The following is a 21653-nucleotide window of genomic DNA, read 5'->3' as shown; positions in this document are numbered from 1 at the left end:
GTTAGCGGGGGCGGTTGCGGTTTACCAGGGCCTGGTTGAGGCGGCCCAGCAGGGCTGCCAGGGTGGAGCGGTCCTCGGGGCTCCAGTCGGAGAGCATGTCGCCGTAGAGCCGGGTGCGGGCGGCCTGCACGGCGGCCATCCGTTGGAGGCCGGCGGTCGTGGGGGAGATGACCGTGCCGCGCCCGTCGGTGGGGTCGGGGGCGCGGGCGATGAGGCCGTCGCGTTGCAGGGCGGAGACCTGCCGGGTCACCGTCGAGCCGTCCAGGTTGAGCCGCGCGGCGAGCGCGGAGACGTTCTGCGGGCCGGCGGCGTCGAGGTGCCGCAGGATGACGTACGCCGCGCGGTCGAGCACCCGGTGCTCGGCGGACCCGGTGGCCCGCCGGGTGGCCTCGCCGAAGCGCATCAGCAGGGCCACCTCGGTCTCGATCAGTCCGAGGGTGCTCTCGTCGTCGTCGCTCATAGCTGTAGGATACAGGGTAAATACCTGTACGATACAGCTAATTGGGGAGTCGGAGTGGATCGGTCATCCGAACCAAACCGCAGTGCCATCTACGCCACCACGCTGGTGGCGTTCCTCGCCATCGCCGGCATCGCCGTCGTCGACCCGATCCTGCCCGCCATCGGCGAGGCGATCGGGGTCACCGCCTGGCAGGTCGAGTTGCTGTTCACCGCGTACATCGCGGTCATGGCCCTGGGCATGATCCCGGCGACGCTCGCCAGCGGCCGGTTCGGTTTCAAGCCGGTGCTGGTCGCCGGTGTCTCGGTGGTCGGCCTGGCCGCCATCCTCGCCTCGTTCAGCGGCAACATCGTGCAGCTCTCCGTGCTGCGCGGCGTGTGGGGCCTCGGCAACGCGATGTTCTTCGCCACCGCCATGGTGGTGCTGGTCAACCTGGCCGTCGACCGGGAGTGGGTGGTCGGCCTCTTCGAGACCGCCCTCGGCCTCGGGTTCGCCGTCGGCCCGCTGATCGGCGGCCTGCTCGGCCAGGTCTCCTGGCGGCTGCCGTTCTTCGTCTGCGGCGTGTTCATGGTCCTGGCCCTCGGGGTGGCCGCCCGCAAGCTGCGCGAGCCCACCAACCGCCAGGCCCCGGTACGCGTCGGCCAGATCTTCGCCACCTACCGCCGACCGGCGTTCATCGCGCTCTGCGTGGTCACCGCCGCGTACAACTTCGTGTTCTTCGTCGTGCTCGGCTACACGCCGCTCTTCCTCGGCCTGGACGTCGTCCCGCTGGGGCTCGCCTTCACCGGCTGGGGCCTCGGCCTGGCCACCGGCATCCTGGTGATCGGCCACCGGCTCGCCCACCGGATCGGCGCGGTGCAGACCGTCGGCGTGGCCATCGCCGGGCTGCTGGTCTGCATGGTCCTCTTCGCGACGTCCACCAGCACCGCCGAGGCGCTCGTGGTGCTGGTGCTCGCCGGCCTGTGCATGGGCCTCGCCAACGCCAACCTCACCGACCTGGCGCTCGGCCTCGGCTCCAGCGACCGCCGGCTCGCCACCGGCGCGTTCAACCTGGTCCGCTGGGGTGCCGCCGCGCCCGCCCCGATCATCTCCGGCAAGCTCGCCGAGCAGTCCCTGGCGCTGCCGTTCTGGGTCGGGTTCGGGGTGCTCGCCGTCGGCGTGCTGGTGTACCTGGCGTTCGCGCACATGATGGCCGCCGGCTACGGCGAGCGGGTCCTCTGGTCCCGCTGGAACCGCGCCGCCGTCGACACCGAGCACGCCCCCGAGGAGCCGGTGGGCGAGGCGTACTGAGGGCTGGCGTCCGGCGGGTCAGCGCAGGGCGCGGTAGAGCAGGTAGAGGCCGATCGTCGTACCGAACACCACGATCAGCGTCTTGAGCACCACCGCCGGCAGCCGGCGGACCAGCCGGGCGCCCACGTACCCCCCAAAGAGGGTGGCGGGCGCGACCACCGCGACCACCGCCCAGTTCAGCGGGCCGAACAGGGCGAAAATCACGAGCGTGGTCAACCCCACCACGGCCGAGAGCAGATTCTTGATCGCGCTCACCCGCGCCAGGGTCGCGTCGAGCACCAGCGCCAGGCCGGCGACCAGCATCACCCCGAGCGCCGCGCCGAAGTACCCGCCGTACACCGCACCGAGCGCGACCATCGTCTGGACCGCGACCGTCCGCTGGCGTGGCGACAGGTCCCGGGGGTGACCGACCAGCCGGCGTAGCGGGTCCTGGAAGGCCAGGACCGCGGTCGCGCCGAGAACCAGAAAGGGTACGACCAGCTCGAACGCACGGGCCGGCGTCGCCAGCAACAGCAGCGCCCCGACGATCGTGCCGACGATCGTGGTGGGCACCAATGTGGCGAGCGCGCGGGGGCGCGGCAGGTCCTGGCGGCTGCCCGCCACACTGGCGACGTACCCGGGGAAGACGGCGACGGAGTTGCTGACGTTCGCCGGCACCGGCGGCAACCCGACCGCGATCATCGCCGGAAAAGTGATCAACGAACCGCCACCGGCCACCGCGTTGACAGTGCCCGCGGCGAGACCGGCGGCGAGCAGCAGCGCGGCGTGGGAGAGATCCATAACCCCACGAGGCTAGCCCGGCCGACTGAACCCCCGCACGATCGGCTGGCTAATCGCCCGCTCGCCGACGCCAAACCGTCGTTCAGCAGGTCAGCCCGGCGCGCACCCCGGGCGACCGGGGTAGCGTGCCGCCGCTGTGGCACGCTTCAGCGATGATCGAACTCGCGGACATCGAGGCGGCCGCCAGCCGGATCGCCGGCCACGTGATTCACACACCCACCGTTCCCAGCCCCGGCCTGTCCGAGCTGCTCGGCGTGCCTGTCACCGCCAAGCTGGAGCTGCTGCAACGTACCGGGTCGTTCAAGGCGCGCGGCGCGGCGGCGAAGCTGCTCGTCCTGGACGATGCCGAGCGGGCGGCGGGCGTGCTGGCGGTCAGTGGTGGCAACCACGGCATCGCGGTCGCGGTGATGGCCGGCGCCCTGGGTGTGGCGGCGACCGTCGTGATGCCCCGGACGGCGCCGGCGCGTGCCATCGAGGTGGCCCGCGCGGCCGGTGCCGACGTCCATCTGACCGACGGCATGTCCGCCGCGTTCGCGCTCATGTCCCGGCTGCGGGAGGACGGACTGACCCTGCTGCACCCGTTCGACGACCCGGTGGTGCTCGCCGGGCAGGGCACGGTCGGACTGGAGTTCGCCGACGACGCCGGTGAGTTGACCGACGTGCTGGTCAGCGTCGGCGGTGGGGCGCTGATCTCCGGAGTGGCTGCTGCGCTACGGGCACGCCGACCGGGGGTACGCGTCTGGGGCGTGGAGACCGAGGGCGCGCAGGCGATGTCGCTGGCCCTGGCCAAGGGTGGGCCGGTCGAGGTGCCGCTGTCGTCGATCGTCACCACGCTCAGCGCGCCGACCGTCTCGCAGCTCACCTACGACCACGTGAGCGCCCTGGTGAGCGACGTGCTCGTGGTCTCCGACGCCGAGGCGGTGCGGGGGACGGTGGAGTTGGCCGAGCATGCGAAGGTCTGGGCCGAGCCGGCCGCGGGATGCCTGCTGCCGGCTGCCCGCCAGGTACGGGAGCGGGTGGGTGACGACGCCCGGTTGGGTCTCGTGCTCTGCGGCGGCAACTCGACGGTCGCCGACGTGGTGTCATGGACGGCGCGCCTGGGGGCCTGAGCGCCGCCGTCTCGCCCTCGTCGGCCGCACCGGCCCGCCAGCGTCATCGGCTGAGCCGGGGCGGAACAGGGCATCCCCGCCACGCCGTTAGGATGGGGGCGCGACGGACGAGTCGACCGGGCGGTCGCGTCGGCGGGCTTCGGCCCGCCGCCGAGGAACGTCCGGACTCCACAGGGCAGGGTGGTTGTTAATGGCAACCCGGGGCGACCCGCGGGACAGTGCCACAGAAAACAGACCGCCGACCCCATTGGGGACGGTAAGGGTGAAACGGTGGGGTAAGAGCCCACCAGCACCCCGGGCGACCGGGGTGGCTCGGTAAACCCCACCCGGAGCAAGGCCAAGCAAGGGCCGTCACCGCAAGATGACGACCCGGCGCAGACGCTTGAGGGCTGCCCGCCCAATGTCTGCGGGTAGGCCGCTAGAGCCTGCCGGCAACGGCAGGCCGAGATGGATGGCCGCCGCCGGCGCGAAACCCCTCGGGGTACGCGCCGCGCACAAAATCCGGCGTACAGGTCGACTCGTCCGTCGCCCACCAGCTCAGAGCCCTGATCAAGGCTCTGAGCTGGTCTTTTGTTGGGTGCCGTTGGTTGACCTTGGTCATCGTTGGGTGGCGTTTGACGGCCTGGCCACGGCCTGGGACGGCCTGGAGACGGCCTGAGCGAGGGCTCAGTCAACCTGGGATCTGGCCTATGCCCTGCCTCGTCCTGAGGGCCTCTCGGCGGCGGTGGGCTCTGCCGCTGTGTCGCGGGCTGCCGTGAATGCCGGCGCGTCCTGGCGGTGGAGCTGGTGCCTCGCCCCGGTGACACGGTGGCAAGCCAGTCCCGGGGTTGGACTGGCGCGGCAGCCGGAAGCCCTGTCCACGCGACCAGGCCGCCTCGTTGGCTTCCGTCACGGGCTCGCTGTGGCTGGTCCCTCTGGTCGGCGGGGCGGTGTCCCGGCGGCTGTCGGTGGCTTACCGCCCCGGTGCCGAAGGCGACCGGGGCGGCTTGCCGCCGGCCGGGCTTGCCGCCCCGCACCGCGCGGAGCGCGGTGCCTTGATCTAGATAAAGAGCTATTCGGCAGTCGGGTTGCCGACTCCCAGGCAGGCTCTACGCAAGCGTCTTCCCCCAATTAGGGGCAAAATAATTCGAAACGCATCAAGACGCTGGAGCCGCCCTTAGGGTGCCACGCATAACACCCCGGGTAGAGTCTTAAGTCATGGTGACTGGGGACAAGGCGGACCCTCGTGAGCACCTAGATCTCGCCTGGTCCCACGTCGGCGCGTCATCCGGGGATCTCGACCTGCCGGACCCCATCGCATTCGCTGATATGAAGCATGCGTGGCCGGCGCAGCGCGAGGCCTTGGCCGAACGAATACTCGGTGGTGACACGCGGCCCGCAGACCTCGAAGTCATCGAGATTCCCAAGGATGACTTACTTGTTCGTCCCCTTGCGCGAGTAAGTCTTGAAAGTCGCCTGATGTATGAGGCTGCCATCCTTTCTATCATTGAGCGGATTGATGCAGAGACATCAGGAGCAGTCTTCAGCCACAGGTGGCTCGCATGGGACAAGCGACTTTATGGTCCGGTCGGACGTTGGATGAAGATGTTCGAGGAGGCTGCGAATTTCCACCGATCGAACCCTCATCTGATGATGGCTCGAACCGACGTGTCAGCATTCTACGAAAATGTTGACTTGTCGATACTCCTGCGCGAAGTTGCGGCGCTGGATCCACCTCGGTGGGCGTTGGACACTATAGAAATTTTTCTCAGGGCATTCAACGAAATGAATAACGTCTGGGGCCTTCCGCAGGGCTTCGACGTCACGGGGGCACTGGCGAACTACTACCTGCTTCCGGTTGACAAGCTGCTTCAGCGGGAGGGGGTTACGCATTTTCGGTACTCTGACGATATCCTCCTATTTGGCGAGGATTGGCTCACTCTGCGAGCAACTCTCTTGGAGATATCCCGCGTGCTTCGAGCTCGTCGACTGGTCATTGCGGGATCCAAGACGTCCATAGTTGCGAACAGTGGCGTACTTGATGAGCTTTCAGATGCACGAAAAAATGCCATCAACTATGGAATCGCGACTGGAGATTTCACTGGGAGCAAGAAAGAGCTCCACGGGCTCTTCGATGCTGCTGTCGCGGGCACCCGCATTGATAAGCGGGACTTCACGTACAGCCTCACGAAGCTGGCCTCACTCCGAGACGATTATGCTGTTCCGTGGATCCTAGAAAACATCGGCTCTGCTCCTCATATCATTCGCGAGGCGCTTTCGTATCTCGCACGGTTTCATAATCAGCTGACCATTGGATCCCGAGTTGCGGACCTGCTTCTTAACAGCAAGCTTGTGCATTATCCTTTTGCGCAGCAACACCTGCTTTTGTACTTCATACGGCATCAGGTGACTGAGGAATCTGCACTAAAAAGTGCATGGCAGTTGCTTATTGACAAAAACGTATCAGGCTTCGTTAGAGAGTTTGCCGCCCGATATCTTGGGCGATCCGAGGGGCCGTATGGCCTCTGGCTGAAAAGCCAATTTAAGGAAGAGAGGGACGTTAAAGTTCGGCGAGCGCTTCTCGTTGCTTGCTACGAAAGCGGAAATTATGAGCAAGAATCTCTTGCTTTGATTTCGAGATCCCTCCCTGAACTCCGCCTGACTGCGGAGTATCTCAGATCAAACCCCGCAACCATCCCGGTCCCAACAGCAGGTAGGTTCCCGTATGGTCGTCTCCGAGTCTCGTAGCCGGCTTGAAAGAGAGTATTCTCGCCTCTATGAAGACTGCAATTATTCTTCTCTCACCTATTTCAATGCGGCCAAGTCGACAGATTTCTGGGCCAAGAACGTCGTCTTCGTTCCTGCTGTCGTGAGTGCTGCTGCGTCGCTCCTTGTAGCGCTGGGTCAGTCGAAGCAGTGGGCTGCTGTAAGCGCTCTGGCAAGTGCCATAGTTGCTACGGCTACCTTCATGGGTAGCAGTAAGAGGGCGGACTCGTTGAAGGATTCGGCCAAACGACTGACAAATCTGCGCCACAAAGTCAGGTTAGAGATGGCACTTGCGCCTGATCGTGACCTTGAAGAGCTTGAGCGTACTATCCGCGATCTTCGTGATGAGTACAGTGCAATCGTGGCCAGCAACGAAACAGTGTCCGACCGCTTCTTCACTCGGGCGCAGAAGCAGATGAGCAAGGAAGTGCTTGAGTACGAAGACTTGTCCTAGCTTGGATGGCTGCGGCCCTCACCATTTCTAGAGGCGAGATGCTTCCATTTCTTAACGCGCTCCTTGCGCTGCCCGCCGTAACCGGTTTAATGACCCTTGGGTGGGGTGCGTTCGCGCTCTTCTACAAAACAGTCGAATATTTCGTCTTGCGGAATATGGCTAGCGACGTTTACCGTCTACACGCCTATGAGCCTGATTACATACGATCCGTAATCACTTTGCCCGGTGCGTCGGTGTTCATTGCAATCATTGCGGGGGTTGGAGTAAATCTTGCTACTGGCGATCGCGGCAGCGAGGTAATGACGGCCGGTTTGACCTTGATGGCTGTCAGTTTGCCAATGGCTTGGTGGATTGGATTTGTGATGATAACAGCGTCCAACGGCCAGGTCGGTCGATCTCGTGCTGCGCTAGTTCGAATTGCGCGTGTCTCTGCCGCCTTGGAAGACCCGCTAGTGTCTCCTGAGCAGTTGATTAGGCTTATACCGGAGGTCCGTCGCCTTCGAGGGGCAGGGATGCGACTATCGGCCGAACGTAGCGTGATAGGCTTCCGATCCTGGCTGGGTATAGTGCTGAGAAGTCAGACTGATCGCGTTCTCACCATTACGGCGTATGTGATGCCGGCGTTCACCGTGACGGTGGTAGGGATCAACATCTCTGCTAAGGGACTGCCGCGCAACCCTTGGTCTCTGGGGTTCCTGCTGGCCTTTTTGGTCCTAGGGGCGTGTGGCGGAGCGGCCGGTCCCCTCCTCAGCTGGATGAACTATAGGCTGAGGTGCCTACACTACGGTAACCATCTGAGTTCCGAGGCAGGTCGCCTTCTGCATCGACTAGAGCGGATCCAGGCAAAGGCACTCAGGCCTAAACTGCAACCATCGTCCCCCAAGGGGCCTTCGGATGCTCTTACAGGTTGGTTTCGAACTACGTTGCGGAGCATCCGACGCAACTTCTAGTAGGGTCCCATGGATGACTTATGCTAGGTCGACCTAGAAAAGCGGCGGGCTTTAACTTGAGTCGAAGTTAGTTGGAATCGGTGAGGGACGACTCGCTCTCGATCTGTTGACGTAGTTGATAAGTTCGTACGATTGCTACAACTACGCTTCCACGCCGGGTGATTTTCTCGATCTCAATTATGGGTTCCCCCGCGTCAACGCCAAAGAGGCGTGCGAGCTCAGGACCGGCAGCGAGTTCTCGCTGTTTCGCTCCTACCTCAGCCGTTTCTTCCGCGTCAGCGGGGGGGAGTGCTGCAAGATTGCCGCGGCCATGTTCGGTGGTAACCCAACCATCTTCTCGCAGCACGGCTATGGCATGACGAATGGTGCCGCGACTTGCGCGGAACTCGACAGTCAGGGCGCTTTCGGTCGGTAGAAGCGCGCCAGGCGAGATGCTGCCGCTTTCGATGCGCTGCCGGAGCTGGTCCGCGATGACGCGGTAACGGGGCTGTCCGTAGTGCGGGGTGGGCACCCGGTCACCGTACCTGGCACTTGTCGTATCAAGTGTCAACCAGCGAGCACGTTTCGATGTCTAGACAACTCATTCACTTGTAGGTACGTTTCTGGATGTGCGGTCAGGATGACGGCTCGTATCAGGGGTGGTGTCGCGCTGCTCCTGGTCGCACATGACGCGCGGCGTCCTGTCGGACCGGTTGCGGTAGCTGCGCGTACAACCTGGCTCGGCGATACCCGACCCGTCTGCGTCGGACGGTGCGCCGTGCCCTCATCCGGGACCGGTGGCCGACTGCGCACCTGCGTTGCTGACCACCGGTCCCGGCCTACCCGTGGAGGTGCGATGTTTGGCTCTCATCGTCGGCGGCGTTGGTCCTCGATCTGGCGATTCCGCAAACGTCCGCTGCCCAGTCCCGGCAGGTACGCGGTCACCTCGGGCCGCTCCGCGCCCTGCCGGACCCCAATCCGGGCATGGGCCAATGCGCCAACCCGGATACGGCCGCTGCTGAGGAGTGCGCCCCTGATGACGCCGGCCCAGATCTACCGGGGCAATGGTGGGCGGTGGGTGCGGTGAGTAACGCGGGCAAGCTGACCAGCGGCAGCCACCCGGCATGGTGTGCGCCCGACCGATGCGGCCACCTGGTGCCGCCCGTGATGGCCCACATGCCGCGTCGTCACCGTGGCGCGATGCACCGCCTGGGCGAGAGTCGGCAAAGCGGCCAGGTCGTGACGTACCTCGTCGGCTCCGACGCTCGCGTGCCCCTGGTCGCGGTGCACGTGACGAGCCGGGGCGGGATCGCCTGGGTGGAGCTGTCTCCTTCGCAGGTTGCCCACCTGATCGGGCAGCTTCGCTCCTTGTTGGTGCAGGCCGGAACCCACGCGGAGGCCACCGGTGACTGAACCCGAGGCCACGAACGACCACGGATCGACTCCGTCCACGAGTCCCGCCGACTGCCCGAGCTGGTGTCGGGGCTGCGGCCCGAACGATCCGATGCATCGAGGGCTGCTGCGCACCATCGGCCGGGAGCGAACCGGCTGGATCAGCGTGCAACTGCTGACCGACCGATTCTTTCGCCGCGACCTGGCCGTGGAGCTCGACGCCAGCCGCAGCGGTGCCACCGAATCGGTCCTGCTCTCCCGAACTCAGCTCGACCGGCTCATCTACGAGTTGACCTACGCCCGCCTGGTGATGATGACCAAGGGGCAGCCTCTGGAAGGGTGCCATGAACACCTCTGAGCGTCGGCCCATCGGTCGGATGCCGTCGACGACTACCCGGCCCGTGAAGCGCCCGACGCCCGTCGTGCCCCCGGTGCCGGAGCGGCCGGCCGGTGGGACCGCCTGGCAGACGTTGGAACGTCTAGGGGGTACGGTGACCGGTGTGCAAGGCCGGGACTGGCGCCCTCGTTACCTGCAACTCGCAGAAGAGTTGCGGGCAAAGATCGTGGCCGGAGAACTGGCCCCCGGCACGCTGATGCCGAGCGAGACCGAGCTGGCCGACTCATCCGGCCTGTCCCGCACCAGCGTCCGCAACGCCATCCGCCAGCTCCGCGAGTGGGGCCTGGTCCGCGCGGAGCAGGGGCGCGGCACTTACGTACGGGCACCCCGTCAGCGGGTACGGCGTCGCAATGCCGAGCGCTACCAGTGGGAGAAGGACCGGGCACTGCTCAACGAGTCGGAGCGGCTGAAGACCGGGGCCACCGAGCACGACACCGGCCTGACCGTCGATGACCTGAAGTTCCACGCCGAGTACGCCCGCGTGGAAGCGGATTCGGACATGGCGGCGGCCTTGCAGGTCGAGCCGGGTATGCCGTTGCTGCGGCGGGTCTACTGGACGACCTCCCGGCATGAGAACGCGCCGCTGACCATGTCGTACTCCTATCTGCCCTACGACCTGGTGGCCGCGAACCCGGACCTGCTCGACGCGGGTAAGGAGCCCTGGCCGGGCGGCACGCAGCACCAGCTTCACACCCTCGGTATCGAGGTGGACCGGATCGACGACGAGATCCGTGCGCGCCCGCCGTCGCCGGACGAGGCCGAGCTACTGGACATCGACCCGGGCGTCTCGGTGCTCACCGTGCGCAAGACCTCGATCGACACCAAGGGCCGCGTTGTCGAGGTGGCCGACGTGGTGATGCCGGGGGACCGGACAGAGTTGGTCTACTCCCACAAACTGCAACGGTGGAAAACTTGACGCAGCTCGTCTCGGTCATCACCCCAGTTCACGCGCCCAGCATTGAGCACCTGACCGGCGCGTACGACTCGCTCGTCAAGCAGGAGATGCCGGACGGGTGGGACTGGCAGTGGCTCGTCCAGGAGGACGGGCAGACCGGCGCGCTGAACGGCGTCCTGCCGGACGACCCTCGCATCAGCATCGGCGGCGGTCGTCCCGGCGGGCCAGGTGTTGCCCGTACCTCCGCTCTTTCCCGTGTTGCCGGTCAACACGTGAAGGTCTTGGACGCGGACGACCAGCTCACTCCCGGTGCCCTCGCCCGGGACATCGCCGCCTTCGAGGCGCATCCCCAGATCGGCTGGACGACCTCCCGCGTCCTGGACCTCATGCCGGACGGATCTACTCATGGCTGGGACAAGGACCCGGAAGGCGGAACCATCGCCCGCGGTGCAGTCCTGGCCTTCTGGCAGACCAACGGATACCGCTCCCAGGTGCACCCCGCCACCCTGTGCATCCATCGGGATCTGCTCCTGGCCCTCGGCGGCTGGATGGCGCTCCCCGCCTCCGAGGACACCGGCCTGCTCCTGGCCGCGAGCGCGATCAGCGATGGTTACTTCACCCGGGAACACGGCCTGCTCTACCGCAAGTGGCCCGGCCAGGTCACCAGCCAAGCCGCTCACCGCGAACCCGTCGAGTACGAGGGCCGCATGAAGATCATCGAGGCCCGAGCCGTAGCCCTAGCCTCGATGCTCCCGAACGGCTTGCCGCTCACTCCTGCGGCGTAGCCTCGTGCCCCGGCATCCCGTGGGTACGCCGCCGCTGCTTCATCTCCGCCTCGTAGATGTGCCGACGACCGCCGGCTAGCTTCTCTCGCGCATCCCGCTCGATCTCCTGGAACGCGGCGTAGTACCCATCGTCGAACTCCTCCACGATCTGAAACGTCCACCGGCCGGGTAGCACGTTGCGCCCCAACAGCTCGTGCTCAACTCGGTCGGCCACCTCGTCGTGTCCAGCCTCGCGGAGCAGCCTCACCACCCGATCAAGCGTGAGGTCCGCACCGCCGACGAGCTGATGCGCCGAGTACAGGTGACCGCGCACGCGGTGGATCGTCTCCATAGCTTTGCTCAGCTCACCCAACGCCTCGACGGTCGTGTCGTCGACTCCGGCTGGCCGTGCGTGCGTCTCATCCACTGATCTCAAGTCACCGGGCATGGTGCCCGAGATACCCCAAACAGTCGAGTTAGTACCACCTCTGAAGGCCCGAAAAGCCTTGTGGCTCAACGCATCTGGGCAAACTTGTTGACTTGTCTGCCAAGTGCCGTCTACCTTCAATCGCAACTTGGCAGACAAGTTAACAAGTTGGAGGTTGAGCGATGGCTCTGCGAGGCGGAACGCGGTTCGCTGTGCGGTTCGAGGACGTGTTCCCGGCTGGGTGCGCGCTGGTGCCCGAGTCCCTGGGCGAGGTCGAGGACTACGACGAGAAGACGGGCCGACGGTCGCCGGCCAAGGACAAGGTGACCGGCCAGCGGGTGTGGCAGGTCCGGGTCATGGATCTCGACCCTGAGCTTGGCAAGCGGTCCCGGGAGACGACGGTGAAGATCTCGGCTGATTACCAGCCGGTGCCGCCCACGGGCGGGCTGTTCGAGGCGGTCGAGTTCGACGGGATGACCGTCACGCCGTACGTGGCGAATAACGGTCGGATGGCGTACTCGCTGCGGGCGACCGGGCTGCGTGCCCCGGCGGGCGCCAACCAGAAGGCGTCCGCGTAACCGGTTCTGGTCAGGGCGGGGCTGTCAGGTCTTGGCGGACGGCAGCCCCGCCCCGGTGTCTCTTCCCCTGCTCTGTCGAGAGAGGTACAGACGTGTCCAAGGGTAGGCGTCGGGCTGGCCGTGACTGGCCCCGGTGCGGTGTGTGTCAGGTCCGATCCAACCTGGCCGGAGGTGCCAAGTGATCGGGCGGCCTCGCGGTGAGGTGTTGATGACCTCGGCCGGGGATCTGCTGGTGATCCGGCCGAAGAAGCTCAAGCTGCCGTTCTGGATGGTGCTACTCGGCCTGCTGCTCAGGTGGTCCGGGCGGCTGCTCTGGTGGTGCCTGCGACATCCGGTGGCTACCGCCTCGGTGGTGTTGGCGCTCTGGCTCTACGTCGAGTTGGACTGGCTCGGCCTGGTGGTGCCGCTCGTGCTGGCGTCGGCGGCCTCGGCGGTCTGGCGGTGGCGCGACGAGTCGTCCTGGTGGACCTGGCTGGCGGGCCCGCTGCTCGGCTCGTGGCGGCGGGTGTTCGTCTACCGGCGGGCGTGGCGTGAAGCTATGACCCTCTGCGGACTATCCGAGACGTACGACCACCGTCCGATCCTGCCCGAGCTGCTGCGGGTGCGCTCGGACCAGGCGCTCGACGTGCTGACCGTCCGCATGGTCCGGGGGCAGACGCCGGAGCAGTTCCAGGCGGTCAGTGCCAACCTGGCGTACGCGTTCGGCCGGCGGCACGCACGGGTCTACTCCGAGCGTCCCGGCGACCCGCCGACCCGGACCGGCCGGGGCGCCTGGTTGCTGCGGCTCGTCGACCGGGTCCGGTATCGGGACCGCCCGACGCTGGTCTACCTGGCGTTGGTCCGTACCGATGCGCTGCGGACTGTGGTTCCGCCGTTCGCGGTGCCGGCGGTGCCGGACTTCACCGCGCTTCCGCTGGCGCGGCGGGAAGACCTGCGTACCTGGTCGCTGCACCTGCTCTCCACGCATGTCCTGGTCGGCGGTGCGACCCGGTCCGGTAAGGGGTCGGTGTTGTGGTCGCTGGTCCGGGTCCTCGGTGGTGGCATCGCCTCCGGCCTCGTCCGGCTGTGGGTGATCGACCCCAAGGGCGGGATGGAATTCGCGCTTGGCCGCCCGATGTTCGCCCGGTTCGCCGGCCGGTCGTTCGAGGCCATGGCCGATCTGCTCGACGAAGCGGTAGAGGTGCTGCGGGAGCGGCAGACGCGGCTTGCCGGCCGGGTTCGCGTCCACACCCCGAGGGAAGCTGACCCCCTGGTCGTGGTCGTCATCGACGAGATGGCCGCGCTGACCGCGTACCTGCAAGACGTCGAGCTGCGCAAGCGCATCGCGTCGTCGCTGGGGCTGCTGCTGTCCCAGGGGGCCGGCGTCGGCGTCCTGGTGGTCGCCGCGTTGCAGGACCCGCGCAAGGACGTGCTGCCGTTCCGGGATCTGTTCCCGACCCGGATCGCGCTGGGCCTGACCGAGGCATCGCAGGTCGACATGGTTCTTGGTGACGGTGCCCGCAAGCGGGGCGCGCTCGCTGACCAGATGCCCCGGTGGGCAAAGGGCGTCGGGTACGTGATCCTCGACGGCACTCCCGACCCGATGCGGGTCCGGTTCTCGTACGTCAGCGACGACGACATCCGCGACATGGCCCGGCAGTACTCGGCCCCGGCCGACGCGTCGGACATCCTCGCCCAGGTCGGCCGGGAAACCGCCGCCGAACCGGTCCGGATGCCGCTGCCCCGTAAGCCGTCCGGGCCGCTGCTCCCCGAATCCCTGCGCAACCTGCTCGACCGGGACGCCGGGGGCGACGCCCGATGACGGGCCGCCGTTTCTACCGGCTGCGTACCCCCGAACCGGTCACCGCCGTCTCCGTCCGCGTCGACCCGGAACGGCCCGACCCGTACCCCGTCTATCTGGCGGTCGGTGCCGGCCAGCGACGGATGGCCCTGACCCCCGACGAGGCGTGGGCGCTGTGGCGCTGCCTCTCCGAAGCGGTCGCCGCGCTCGGCACCCCACCCGACTACATCCGCACCGATATCCGACCGGCCCGGAGGTAACCACCGTGAACCCCTTCACCCGCCTCATCGACCGGCTCCGGCGACCGCTGCGCATCCGGCTCGTCGGCCCCTCCGACCAGACCGCCGCCGCCCTGCACGGCGTGGCGCACATGGTCAACCGCCGCCCCGACATGAACGGCCGGCGCATCCGCATCGACCTGACCATCCGCGAAAAGCCGCTGGAGGAATGGCGATGAGCAACGGCACCGAATCGGCGGTACGCCTGCTGATCCTGCTCGCCATCGGCACCATGGCCGGTGCCGCCGCCTTCACCCACGTACACGACCTGTCCGTCGCCCACGGCCAGCCCGACTGGATCGGCTGGGCCAACGCGGTAGCGGTCGAGCTGATGGCGATCTACCTCGGCTTGGAGATCCGCGCCCGGCGGCGTGCCGGTCGCCCGGTCGGCCTGGTCGGCTCACTCCTGGTGGCGTTCGCGCTGCTCTCCCTCGCCGCCCAGGTCGCAGAAGCCGAACCGTCAATGTGGGGCTGGACCGTGGCGGCGGTGCCGTCGCTGGCGTTCCTCGCACTGGTCAAGATCGTCCTGTCCAACACCCCGGCCACCCCGCCGGTCGACGAACCGGACCAGCCGAACGCGTACCAGTACGAGGAAACTGCCACCGTCGAGCCGGTCCGCCCAGTGGAGCCGATGCCGTCCATCGCCCCGGCCGTGGTGCCTCCGCGCGTTGTCGTCCCGTCCAACCGGCCGCACGTCGTCGGGATCATTCAGTGACCGCTCCGACCCTGCCGGGCCTCGAACCCGCCCCGACCCCGGTTGCACCTCGGCCGGGGTCGCGGGCAGCCCGCATGGCGCTACCTCGCTCGGTCGACGTCCTCAAGGAGATCGCCGCCGAGTACGGCGTCTGCGTCCGACCACTCGCCATGCGCCGCACGGACCTCGCCACCGGTTTGACCGAGGTCATCGACCTGCCCTGTGGGGCGACCCGTGAGGACAAGTGCGCACCGTGCGCCAAGAAGAACCGCCGGCTGCGGCAGGCGCAGATTCGGGAAGGCTGGCACCGCGACGACGAGCCGCTGCCGCCGCCGGAGCCGGCGACCGAGGAACAGAAGGCGCTTGTCCTGCTGCGCGGGCACCTGGAGTTCTCCCGCGACGAGGCGTCCCGGGCGAGCCAGTGGGACCAGGTCGCCGACCTCGACGAAGCGATTCAGGAGGTGGAAGAGGCGATCACGGCCGAAGGACTCCGGGACCGGATTGCACCGCCACACTCGACCGGCGACGAGGACCAGGACGACGAGGACACCGGCAGGCGCCGCAAGCGTTCCACCCGGCGACGGCAGGATGCCCCGGACCTGCCCCGGCGCAAAGTCGAGCGCCGCACGGTCGGCAAGACGTACACCGCGCCGGACGGCTCGACCTACCGGCCGTCGATGTGGCTGACGCTCACCCTCGACTCGTACGGCCCGGTCCGCCCCGACGGCACCCCGGTCAACCCCGACCGGTACGACTACCGCCGCGCGGCCTGGGATGCGGTGCACTTCCCCCGGCTACTCGACCGGTTCTGGCAGAACCTGCGCCGCTGCGAGGGCTGGAACGTCCAGTACGCGGGTTGCGTCGAGCCGCAACGCCGCCTCGCCCCACACGCTCACTTCGCTATCCGGGGCACCATCCCGCGCGACGTGCTGCGGACCGTGGCGGCGGCGACCTATCACCAGGTGTGGTGGCCGAGCGTGGATGTGCAGCGGTACACCCTCGACCGGCTCCCGGTCTGGGACGAGCAGGCGTCGGCGTGGGTCGACCCGGACACCCGCGCGCCGCTGACCACCTGGTCGGAAGCGCTCGACGCGATCGACGACGACCCCGACGCGGAACCGGTACACGTGGTGCGCTTCGGCTCCCAGGTCGACGCACGCGGCGTCATGCCTGGCACCGAGGACGCTGAGCGGACCATCCGGTACGTCACGAAGTACATCACCAAGCACACCGGCGACGTCCACACGATCACCAGCGGTCGGCAGCGGGCGCACCTGGACAGGCTGTGGCAGGAACTCCAGCTGACCCCGTGCACCGACCGCTGCGCGAACTGGCTGCTCTACGGCGTCCAGCCGAAGGGGTCGAACGCGAAGCTCAAGCCGGGCCGGTGCAAGGGCAAGGTCCACCAGCGCGACACCCTCGGCATCGGCGGCCGGCGCATCCTCATCTCCCGCGACTGGTCCGGCAAGACGCTCTCCGACCACAAGCACGATGTGCGGGCCTGGGTGCGGGCTCTGCTCGGCGTGAGCGTCGGTCTGGATGGCGTCGACGACCAGGGCGCGACCGTCGAACCGATCCGGCACGCCTGGGAACTCGCCCGACCCGACGACCCCGACGTGCCGGCCATGGCTCACCGGCTGCTGCGGTCGATCAGCGAACGCGCCCGCTGGCGCTCCGAACTCCTCGCCGCGAAGGACCGGGCCGCGCAGCTATCCGAGGCCGGATCGACGACGGGAGCAGACGGCACGACGGGGGAGAGGCTTTGATGGCGGCGACCGATGGGCTCTGGACGATCCGGGACGTGGCGGCGTACCTGCGGGTGCCGACCGAGACGCTGTACCGCTGGCGGAAGGTCAAGTACGGACCGCCGGCGGCCCGGGTCGGCCGACACCTGCGGTACGAGCCGGAGACGGTCCGATCCTGGGTACGTGAGCAGGCGGCGGCCTGATGGGACACGTGGAGGACCGCTGGTACAAGGTGATCCGGCACGAAGGCGGTCGGAAGGAGCGGATCAAGTCGGATCTGTTCGGCAAGGGGATGCGCTACCGGGTGCGGTACATCGGCCCGGACGGCCGCGAACGTAGCCAGTCCTTCCCCGACCGGGCGAAGCGCGAGGCTGACGCGTTCCTCGTCTCCACCGAGACCGACAAACTCCGAGGCTCCTATGTCGACCCTTCCGCCGGTCGGATGGCCTTCGCCGAGTACGCCGAGAACTGGTTGCGTACGCGCTCCTTCGACGAGTCGACCCGGGAGAGCACCGAGTTTCGGGTACGCAAGCACCTGCTGCCGTTCTTCGGCTCTCGGCAACTGGCCTTGATCAAGCCGGGTCATATCCGGGAGTGGGACGCCGGGATGGTCGGCAAGCTGGCCCCGGCGACCCGGGCCGTCGTCTTCGCCCACCTGCGGACCATCCTCGGCGCGGCGGTCGACGACGAGCGGATTGCCAAGAATCCGTGCTCGGCAAAGTCGGTCAAGCCTCCGCGACCGGTACAGCGTCGCGTCGTTCCATGGCGGGCCGACGAGGTTTCGGCAATCCGCGGTGGGCTCGCTGAGCGGTACCGCCCGATGGTCGACCTGGGCGCGGGCTGTGGCATGCGGCAGGGGGAGATCTTCGGTCTGGGCGTCGATGACATCGACCTCGACTCGGGCTGGCTGCATATCGTCCGGCAGGTCAAGGTGGTCCGCTCCCGGCTGGTCTTCGGCCTGCCCAAGAACGATCGGGATCGCCGTGTACCGCTGCCGGACTCGGTAGCTCAGTCGCTCAAGGAGCACGCCGAGAAGTACTCCCCGCTGTCGATCACGCTGCCGTGGGAAGACCCGTTCAGCAACGAGCGGGTGACGGTACCGCTGATGTTTACCACCACTCGGCGGGGAGCGATCAAGCGGGCGACCTTCGACGGCAAGAGCTGGCGTCCGGCGGTCGAAGCGGCCGGCATCGTCCCGACCAGGGCGACCGGGATGCACGCCCTGCGCCACTTCTATGCCTCGGCCTTGCTCGACGCGGGGGAGAGCATTAAGGCACTCGCCTCGTACCTCGGGCACTCGGACCCCGGCTTCACGCTCCGGGTCTACACACACTTGATGCCCGCCAGTGAGGAACGCACCAGGCGAGCCATTGACGATCTTTTTACCGAACATACGAAGTCGTAGGGCCGGCGCATCCTCGGGAAGAGGTTGATGGCCTGTCCGGCAGCGCGTCACCCCTCCGCCTGGTGCTGGTCCGATGGATGTCGGCAGACAAACTACTGCGAATGGCCTACCCTTGCCGGGTTGAGGGGAGGGTGCATGTACTTGGGGTTGGATTTCGAGGCGGGCTGCAAGGTTGCCATTGATGAGATGTACGGTGACTGGTATCGCGATCCGTGGGGTTGGCCGGAGTTTCAATGGTTTAGTAAGAATATAGCCAAGGTCGAAATCGCGTCCTTTATTCGCAAAGGTGGGGGAGTCGGGCATTCATTGGCAAACCCGGCCTCCTTTCATCTGATGGAAGTTCCTAAGAATCGCCTAGCCGTTAGGCCTGCTGTCGTTCAAGACTCGGCCTCCCGCCTTCTGTATGCGACTGCTGTCGCATCTAATGCTCGCGCTTTGCATGACGGCCTAGCTGATTGGGTTTTCGGATGGCGAACCAGAGGCGATGCCTCCTTCGCAAAAAACAGAGACGAGTGGCAGGCGTACATCGCAAGCTTTTCTGAGAATGAGATTGGAGGCCTTGCCGGGCTCCACGTCGATATAGCATCCTGTTTCGCCTCAATTGACGTAGAGCGGCTTAGTGAGATTATTTACGGCAGGCTGGGCAAGACGGCGGCCTCTGGGTTGATATCTGACGTCATGCTAAGCCATGATTCGCTGATTACTAGAAGTGGTATACCCCAACGGAGCTTCTCTTCGGCTGCGCTGGCGCACCTGTATTTCCAGCCGATTGATGACGCACTTCGCCTTGCTCGGCAGGAGGGGGTTCATGTAGTTCGGTGGATGGATGACATCACCGCTATAGGTCCCGAAGAGGTACTGTATGGGCTTTATATGAACCTGCAAGACAAGGCGGCGCAGTTGGGCCTCACTCTGAACGCCGCTAAGAGCCGCTTGGTCGACGCGGATGACGTGATCGGTTCCATTCGCGATGAGGATCTGAAAGAGATCGAAACGGATAGGGTGGTCGAAGGGGACTACGGAACCTTCGGGGTTGTCCGGGATCCCACCCATCTTCTCTCGCTTCAAGAAGAGTTCCTGGAAGACCCTGGGGCTGTTCCCCGAACGAAATTACGCGCAGTTCTAACAACGCTTGTCCGTTGTTCGAGCTTCGATCATTGGGACGACTGGATGGGCGCGGCCCATCGAATTCCTCACGTCGCTGACGCGTTGGGCAGGTACCTCCAAAAAGGCGCCGAACATCTCGACATGCCTGGACTGGTGGAATCGTCGCGGTGGGAGCCGCTTCAAGAATTCGTTGTCGACTTTGCGCAACGCAGATGGGGGAAGGTCAACTGGGTCGCGGCCCAGTTGGCACTTTCGGTACCTGCCGGGAAAATGGGCGCAAGTATGGTTGAAATGATGAAGCTCTGGCTAGCTGAGGGCGATGACGTGCAGAAAGTAGCGATTGCTGTGCAGCGCCTAGCGGCGGAACGTCCGGTCGATTGCCGCGATATTATACGGAGCAAGATAGATCGAACGACGGACCCAGTCCTTCTCCGGGTGCTTGCCCTAGGGCTAGTGGCAGCAAAGGATGAGCGAAGGCTCGTTCGGTCAGTCCTAGACCGCGACCATAGGAATTCGCTCGTGCTTTCGATGCTTGAAGATACCAACTGGAAGATTCCAGAAGTCGCGAAAGATTTCGACATCGGAGAACCCGGCTAATCGGCAATCTCGGCATCTGCGGCGCTGTCCGTTGAGCAGTGCAGGGGTCGAGCGGCCCCGGTGAACGACGTCGTGGGATTTCATCGGTACGGCCTGGCGACGGCCCAATAGCGCCCGGGCCAGGTCCCGCCCCTGGTCATCCGGGGTGTGAAGATCTTAATCCGGCGTACAGGTCGGCTCGTCCGTCGCCCACCAGCTCAGAGCCGTGATCAAGGCTCTGAGCTGGTTCTGTGTGCGGGCATCGATGGTCGTTCGTGGTCAACATTGGGCGGCGTTTGACGCCCTGACGCCCTGGAGACGCCCTGAGCGCGGGCTCAGTTGACCTCCTTTCGCGTTGGGCTGGCTGTGCCGCTGTGGGGCCTCGCGGGGGTGGGCCGCGCCCCTGCGGGTCGATGGCGGACGGCGCGGATGGCCGAGGGCGGACACCACATTGGGCATGATGCCTGTGAGTCATCTTGATGACCCACAGGCATCACGCTCATTGGAGCGGGTGGCTCCGGTCCGGCCGGACCACGGGCCCACGAGCGGCGTGCCACCAGCGGCCGAAGCGGCCGGCGCTCGGTGGTCCTGAAGTTGGGGCCGGCGGCTGTGGGGGAGGGGCGGGCACGTCTTGGCGGTGGAGCCGGTGCCGCGACCCGGTGATGCGGTGGCAAGCCTGTCCCGGGGTTGGACTGGCGCGGCAGTCGGAAGCCCTGCCCCCGATGGCAGTCGAGGTGCCGGCTTCCGTACCGCTCGCTGGCAAACCGGCTACGCGAATCTCCCGGTGCCGCCCAACCGAATGTCCAGGTCTCGCAGGAGGGCGCCGAGCCGTCTGCTGGTCTCGGCGTCCATGGAGGGGATCGGTCTGCCTGCGGCCTGATGCTCGCCCAGGTCGTAGAGCGCGATGCGAAGGTCCTCGGCGGTGGCGAGGTCGAGACGCAGCTCGATCGGGTCGTCCATGCTGTGACCGTAGGACTCTGCCGGGCCACATCCGTGAGTGGGACGCGAACATGGTCGGCAAGCTGGCCCCGGCGACCCGGGCCGTGGTCTTCGCCCACCTGCGGACCATCCTTGGCGCGGCCGTCGACGACGAGCGGATCGTCAAGAATCCGTGTTCGGCAAAGTCGGTCAAGCCTCCGCGACCGGTGCAGCGCCGGGTGGTGCCGTGGACGTACGACGAGGTTTCGGCAATCCGCGGTGGCCTTGTCCAGCGGTATCGCGCGATGGTTGACCTGGGCGCCGGCTGCGGGCTGCGGCGGGGCGAGATTCTGGGGCTCGGTGTCGACGACATCGACCTCGACGCGGGATGGGTACACGTCTCACATCAGGTCAAGCGGCCGCTCCCGGCTCGTCCTCGGCCTACCCAAGAACGACCGGGACCGCCGGGTGCCGCTGCCGGACTCCGTCGCCCAGGTGCTGCGGCAGCACATCAAGGACTGCGAGCCGGTGACGCTCACCCTGCCGTGGGAGAACCCAGCCGACGACGAGCGGGTCAGCGGCCGCTTCTGTTTACCAGCACCCGGCGAGGTGCGATCAACCGGCGCACCTTCGACAACAAGAGTTGGCGCCCCGCCGTGGTGTCGGCCAGCATCACGCCGACCCGGGCCAGCGGCATGCACGCGCTACGCCTCGTCGCTGCTCGACGCAGGGGAGAGCATCAAGGCGCTCGCGTCGTACCTCGGCCACGCTGATCCCGGGTTCACCCTCCGGGTCTACACGCACCTGATGCCGGTCAGCGAGGAACGCACCCGAAACGCGATCGACACTCTGTTCGGTAACGGATTGTGAGCAGGCGCGCTCCCGCCGGCCACTGCCACAGGATGTTCGCTGGCCGAATTTCGTCGTAGGCGT

At 66.4% G+C, this 21653-nt stretch carries 23 protein-coding genes and 1 other RNA gene; 19 read left to right on the top strand and 5 right to left on the bottom strand.

Annotated elements, in window-relative coordinates:
• Position 1: 1 nt before the first annotated feature.
• Entirely contained in the window at positions 2-460 is a 459-nt protein-coding gene (locus tag AB0J36_RS18925) for a MarR family transcriptional regulator (RefSeq protein ID WP_357173730.1), read from the bottom strand.
• 54 nt (positions 461-514) lie between these two features.
• Between AB0J36_RS18925 and AB0J36_RS18920 the strand changes: the two genes are divergently transcribed.
• Positions 515-1747: an MFS transporter gene (locus AB0J36_RS18920; RefSeq protein WP_357132647.1), complete on the top strand. Its 1233-nt coding sequence runs from the start codon at positions 515-517 to the stop codon at positions 1745-1747.
• An 18-nt stretch (positions 1748-1765) separates the two neighbouring features.
• On the opposite strand, the gene AB0J36_RS18915 is transcribed toward AB0J36_RS18920, so the two are convergent.
• Positions 1766-2527, bottom strand: a complete 762-nt coding sequence (locus AB0J36_RS18915; protein ID WP_357173733.1) for a sulfite exporter TauE/SafE family protein — start codon at positions 2525-2527, stop codon at positions 1766-1768.
• A 152-nt stretch (positions 2528-2679) separates the two neighbouring features.
• On the opposite strand from AB0J36_RS18915, the gene AB0J36_RS18910 reads away from it, so the two are divergent.
• From AB0J36_RS18910 to AB0J36_RS18895, 4 genes are all read left to right on the top strand, one after another.
• Positions 2680-3636: a threonine/serine dehydratase gene (locus AB0J36_RS18910; protein WP_357393500.1), complete on the top strand. Its 957-nt coding sequence runs from the start codon at positions 2680-2682 to the stop codon at positions 3634-3636.
• Between the two features lie 108 nt (positions 3637-3744).
• An RNA gene (gene rnpB / locus AB0J36_RS18905) (RNase P RNA component class A) lies at positions 3745-4161 on the top strand.
• A gap of 672 nt (positions 4162-4833) precedes the next feature.
• Complete coding sequence (locus AB0J36_RS18900; RefSeq protein ID WP_357393498.1) at positions 4834-6363, top strand: RNA-directed DNA polymerase; 1530 nt, start codon at positions 4834-4836, stop codon at positions 6361-6363.
• A complete protein-coding gene (locus AB0J36_RS18895) occupies positions 6341-6835 on the top strand; it encodes an SLATT domain-containing protein (protein ID WP_357393495.1) in 495 nt (164 codons plus the stop codon). The genes AB0J36_RS18900 and AB0J36_RS18895 overlap by 23 nt, the downstream gene beginning before the upstream one ends.
• 1017 nt (positions 6836-7852) lie before the next feature.
• Here AB0J36_RS18895 and AB0J36_RS18890 read toward each other — a convergent pair.
• Positions 7853-8296, bottom strand: coding sequence for a GntR family transcriptional regulator (locus AB0J36_RS18890; protein ID WP_357393493.1), 444 nt, complete (start codon positions 8294-8296; stop codon positions 7853-7855).
• Between the two features lie 350 nt (positions 8297-8646).
• On the opposite strand from AB0J36_RS18890, the gene AB0J36_RS18885 reads away from it, so the two are divergent.
• The 4 genes from AB0J36_RS18885 to AB0J36_RS18870 all read left to right on the top strand — a co-directional run bounded on the left by AB0J36_RS18885 (position 8647) and on the right by AB0J36_RS18870 (position 11233).
• A complete protein-coding gene (locus tag AB0J36_RS18885; RefSeq protein ID WP_357393491.1) occupies positions 8647-9177 on the top strand; it encodes a hypothetical protein in 531 nt (176 codons plus the stop codon).
• Positions 9170-9514, top strand: a complete 345-nt coding sequence (locus AB0J36_RS18880) for a hypothetical protein (protein ID WP_357393489.1) — start codon at positions 9170-9172, stop codon at positions 9512-9514. The genes AB0J36_RS18885 and AB0J36_RS18880 overlap by 8 nt, the downstream gene beginning before the upstream one ends.
• Positions 9515-9647: 133 nt before the next feature.
• Positions 9648-10469, top strand: coding sequence for a GntR family transcriptional regulator (locus AB0J36_RS18875; protein WP_357393487.1), 822 nt, complete (start codon positions 9648-9650; stop codon positions 10467-10469).
• Positions 10457-11233 carry a glycosyltransferase gene (locus tag AB0J36_RS18870; RefSeq protein ID WP_357393485.1) on the top strand — a complete coding sequence of 259 codons (777 nt, stop codon included), beginning with the start codon at positions 10457-10459 and terminating at the stop codon, positions 11231-11233. Before AB0J36_RS18875 ends, AB0J36_RS18870 begins: the two co-directional genes overlap by 13 nt.
• Here AB0J36_RS18870 and AB0J36_RS18865 read toward each other — a convergent pair.
• On the bottom strand, positions 11217-11660 hold the full coding sequence (locus AB0J36_RS18865; RefSeq protein ID WP_357393483.1) for a hypothetical protein: 444 nt from the start codon (positions 11658-11660) through the stop codon (positions 11217-11219). The two genes, AB0J36_RS18870 and AB0J36_RS18865, sit on opposite strands and share 17 nt — an antisense overlap.
• Positions 11661-11821: 161 nt before the next feature.
• On the opposite strand from AB0J36_RS18865, the gene AB0J36_RS18860 reads away from it, so the two are divergent.
• The 9 genes from AB0J36_RS18860 to AB0J36_RS18820 all read left to right on the top strand — a co-directional run bounded on the left by AB0J36_RS18860 (position 11822) and on the right by AB0J36_RS18820 (position 19823).
• Positions 11822-12217: a transcriptional regulator gene (locus AB0J36_RS18860; RefSeq protein WP_357393481.1), complete on the top strand. Its 396-nt coding sequence runs from the start codon at positions 11822-11824 to the stop codon at positions 12215-12217.
• Between the two features lie 208 nt (positions 12218-12425).
• Positions 12426-14018, top strand: coding sequence for a cell division protein FtsK (locus AB0J36_RS18855; RefSeq protein WP_357393537.1), 1593 nt, complete (start codon positions 12426-12428; stop codon positions 14016-14018).
• Positions 14015-14257, top strand: a complete 243-nt coding sequence (locus AB0J36_RS18850) for a hypothetical protein (protein ID WP_357393479.1) — start codon at positions 14015-14017, stop codon at positions 14255-14257. The genes AB0J36_RS18855 and AB0J36_RS18850 overlap by 4 nt, the downstream gene beginning before the upstream one ends.
• 5 nt (positions 14258-14262) lie before the next feature.
• A complete protein-coding gene (locus AB0J36_RS18845; RefSeq protein WP_357393477.1) occupies positions 14263-14454 on the top strand; it encodes a hypothetical protein in 192 nt (63 codons plus the stop codon).
• On the top strand, positions 14451-14990 hold the full coding sequence (locus tag AB0J36_RS18840; protein WP_357393475.1) for a DUF2637 domain-containing protein: 540 nt from the start codon (positions 14451-14453) through the stop codon (positions 14988-14990). Before AB0J36_RS18845 ends, AB0J36_RS18840 begins: the two co-directional genes overlap by 4 nt.
• Positions 14987-16735 (top strand): replication initiator, encoded by a 1749-nt coding sequence (locus AB0J36_RS18835; RefSeq protein ID WP_357393473.1) that lies wholly within the window; start codon positions 14987-14989, stop codon positions 16733-16735. The genes AB0J36_RS18840 and AB0J36_RS18835 overlap by 4 nt, the downstream gene beginning before the upstream one ends.
• Complete coding sequence (locus tag AB0J36_RS18830) at positions 16735-16917, top strand: helix-turn-helix domain-containing protein (protein WP_357393471.1); 183 nt, start codon at positions 16735-16737, stop codon at positions 16915-16917. The genes AB0J36_RS18835 and AB0J36_RS18830 overlap by 1 nt, the downstream gene beginning before the upstream one ends.
• Entirely contained in the window at positions 16917-18119 is a 1203-nt protein-coding gene (locus AB0J36_RS18825) for a tyrosine-type recombinase/integrase (RefSeq protein ID WP_357393469.1), read from the top strand. Before AB0J36_RS18830 ends, AB0J36_RS18825 begins: the two co-directional genes overlap by 1 nt.
• Before the next feature lie 135 nt (positions 18120-18254).
• Positions 18255-19823, top strand: a complete 1569-nt coding sequence (locus AB0J36_RS18820) for an RNA-directed DNA polymerase (protein WP_357393467.1) — start codon at positions 18255-18257, stop codon at positions 19821-19823.
• 747 nt (positions 19824-20570) lie between these two features.
• Here the strand turns inward: AB0J36_RS18820 and AB0J36_RS18815 are convergent.
• Positions 20571-20762 carry a hypothetical protein gene (locus AB0J36_RS18815; protein ID WP_357132656.1) on the bottom strand — a complete coding sequence of 64 codons (192 nt, stop codon included), beginning with the start codon at positions 20760-20762 and terminating at the stop codon, positions 20571-20573.
• Positions 20763-21188: 426 nt separating this feature from the next.
• Here AB0J36_RS18815 and AB0J36_RS18810 point away from each other — a divergent pair, with 426 nt between their 5' ends.
• A complete protein-coding gene (locus AB0J36_RS18810) occupies positions 21189-21590 on the top strand; it encodes a hypothetical protein (RefSeq protein WP_357393465.1) in 402 nt (133 codons plus the stop codon).
• Positions 21591-21653 lie beyond the last annotated feature (63 nt).

The organism is Micromonospora sp. NPDC049662, assembly GCF_040675055.1.
Taxonomy (GTDB): domain Bacteria; phylum Actinomycetota; class Actinomycetes; order Mycobacteriales; family Micromonosporaceae; genus Micromonospora.
This window is presented reverse-complemented; position numbering and strand designations above follow the sequence as displayed.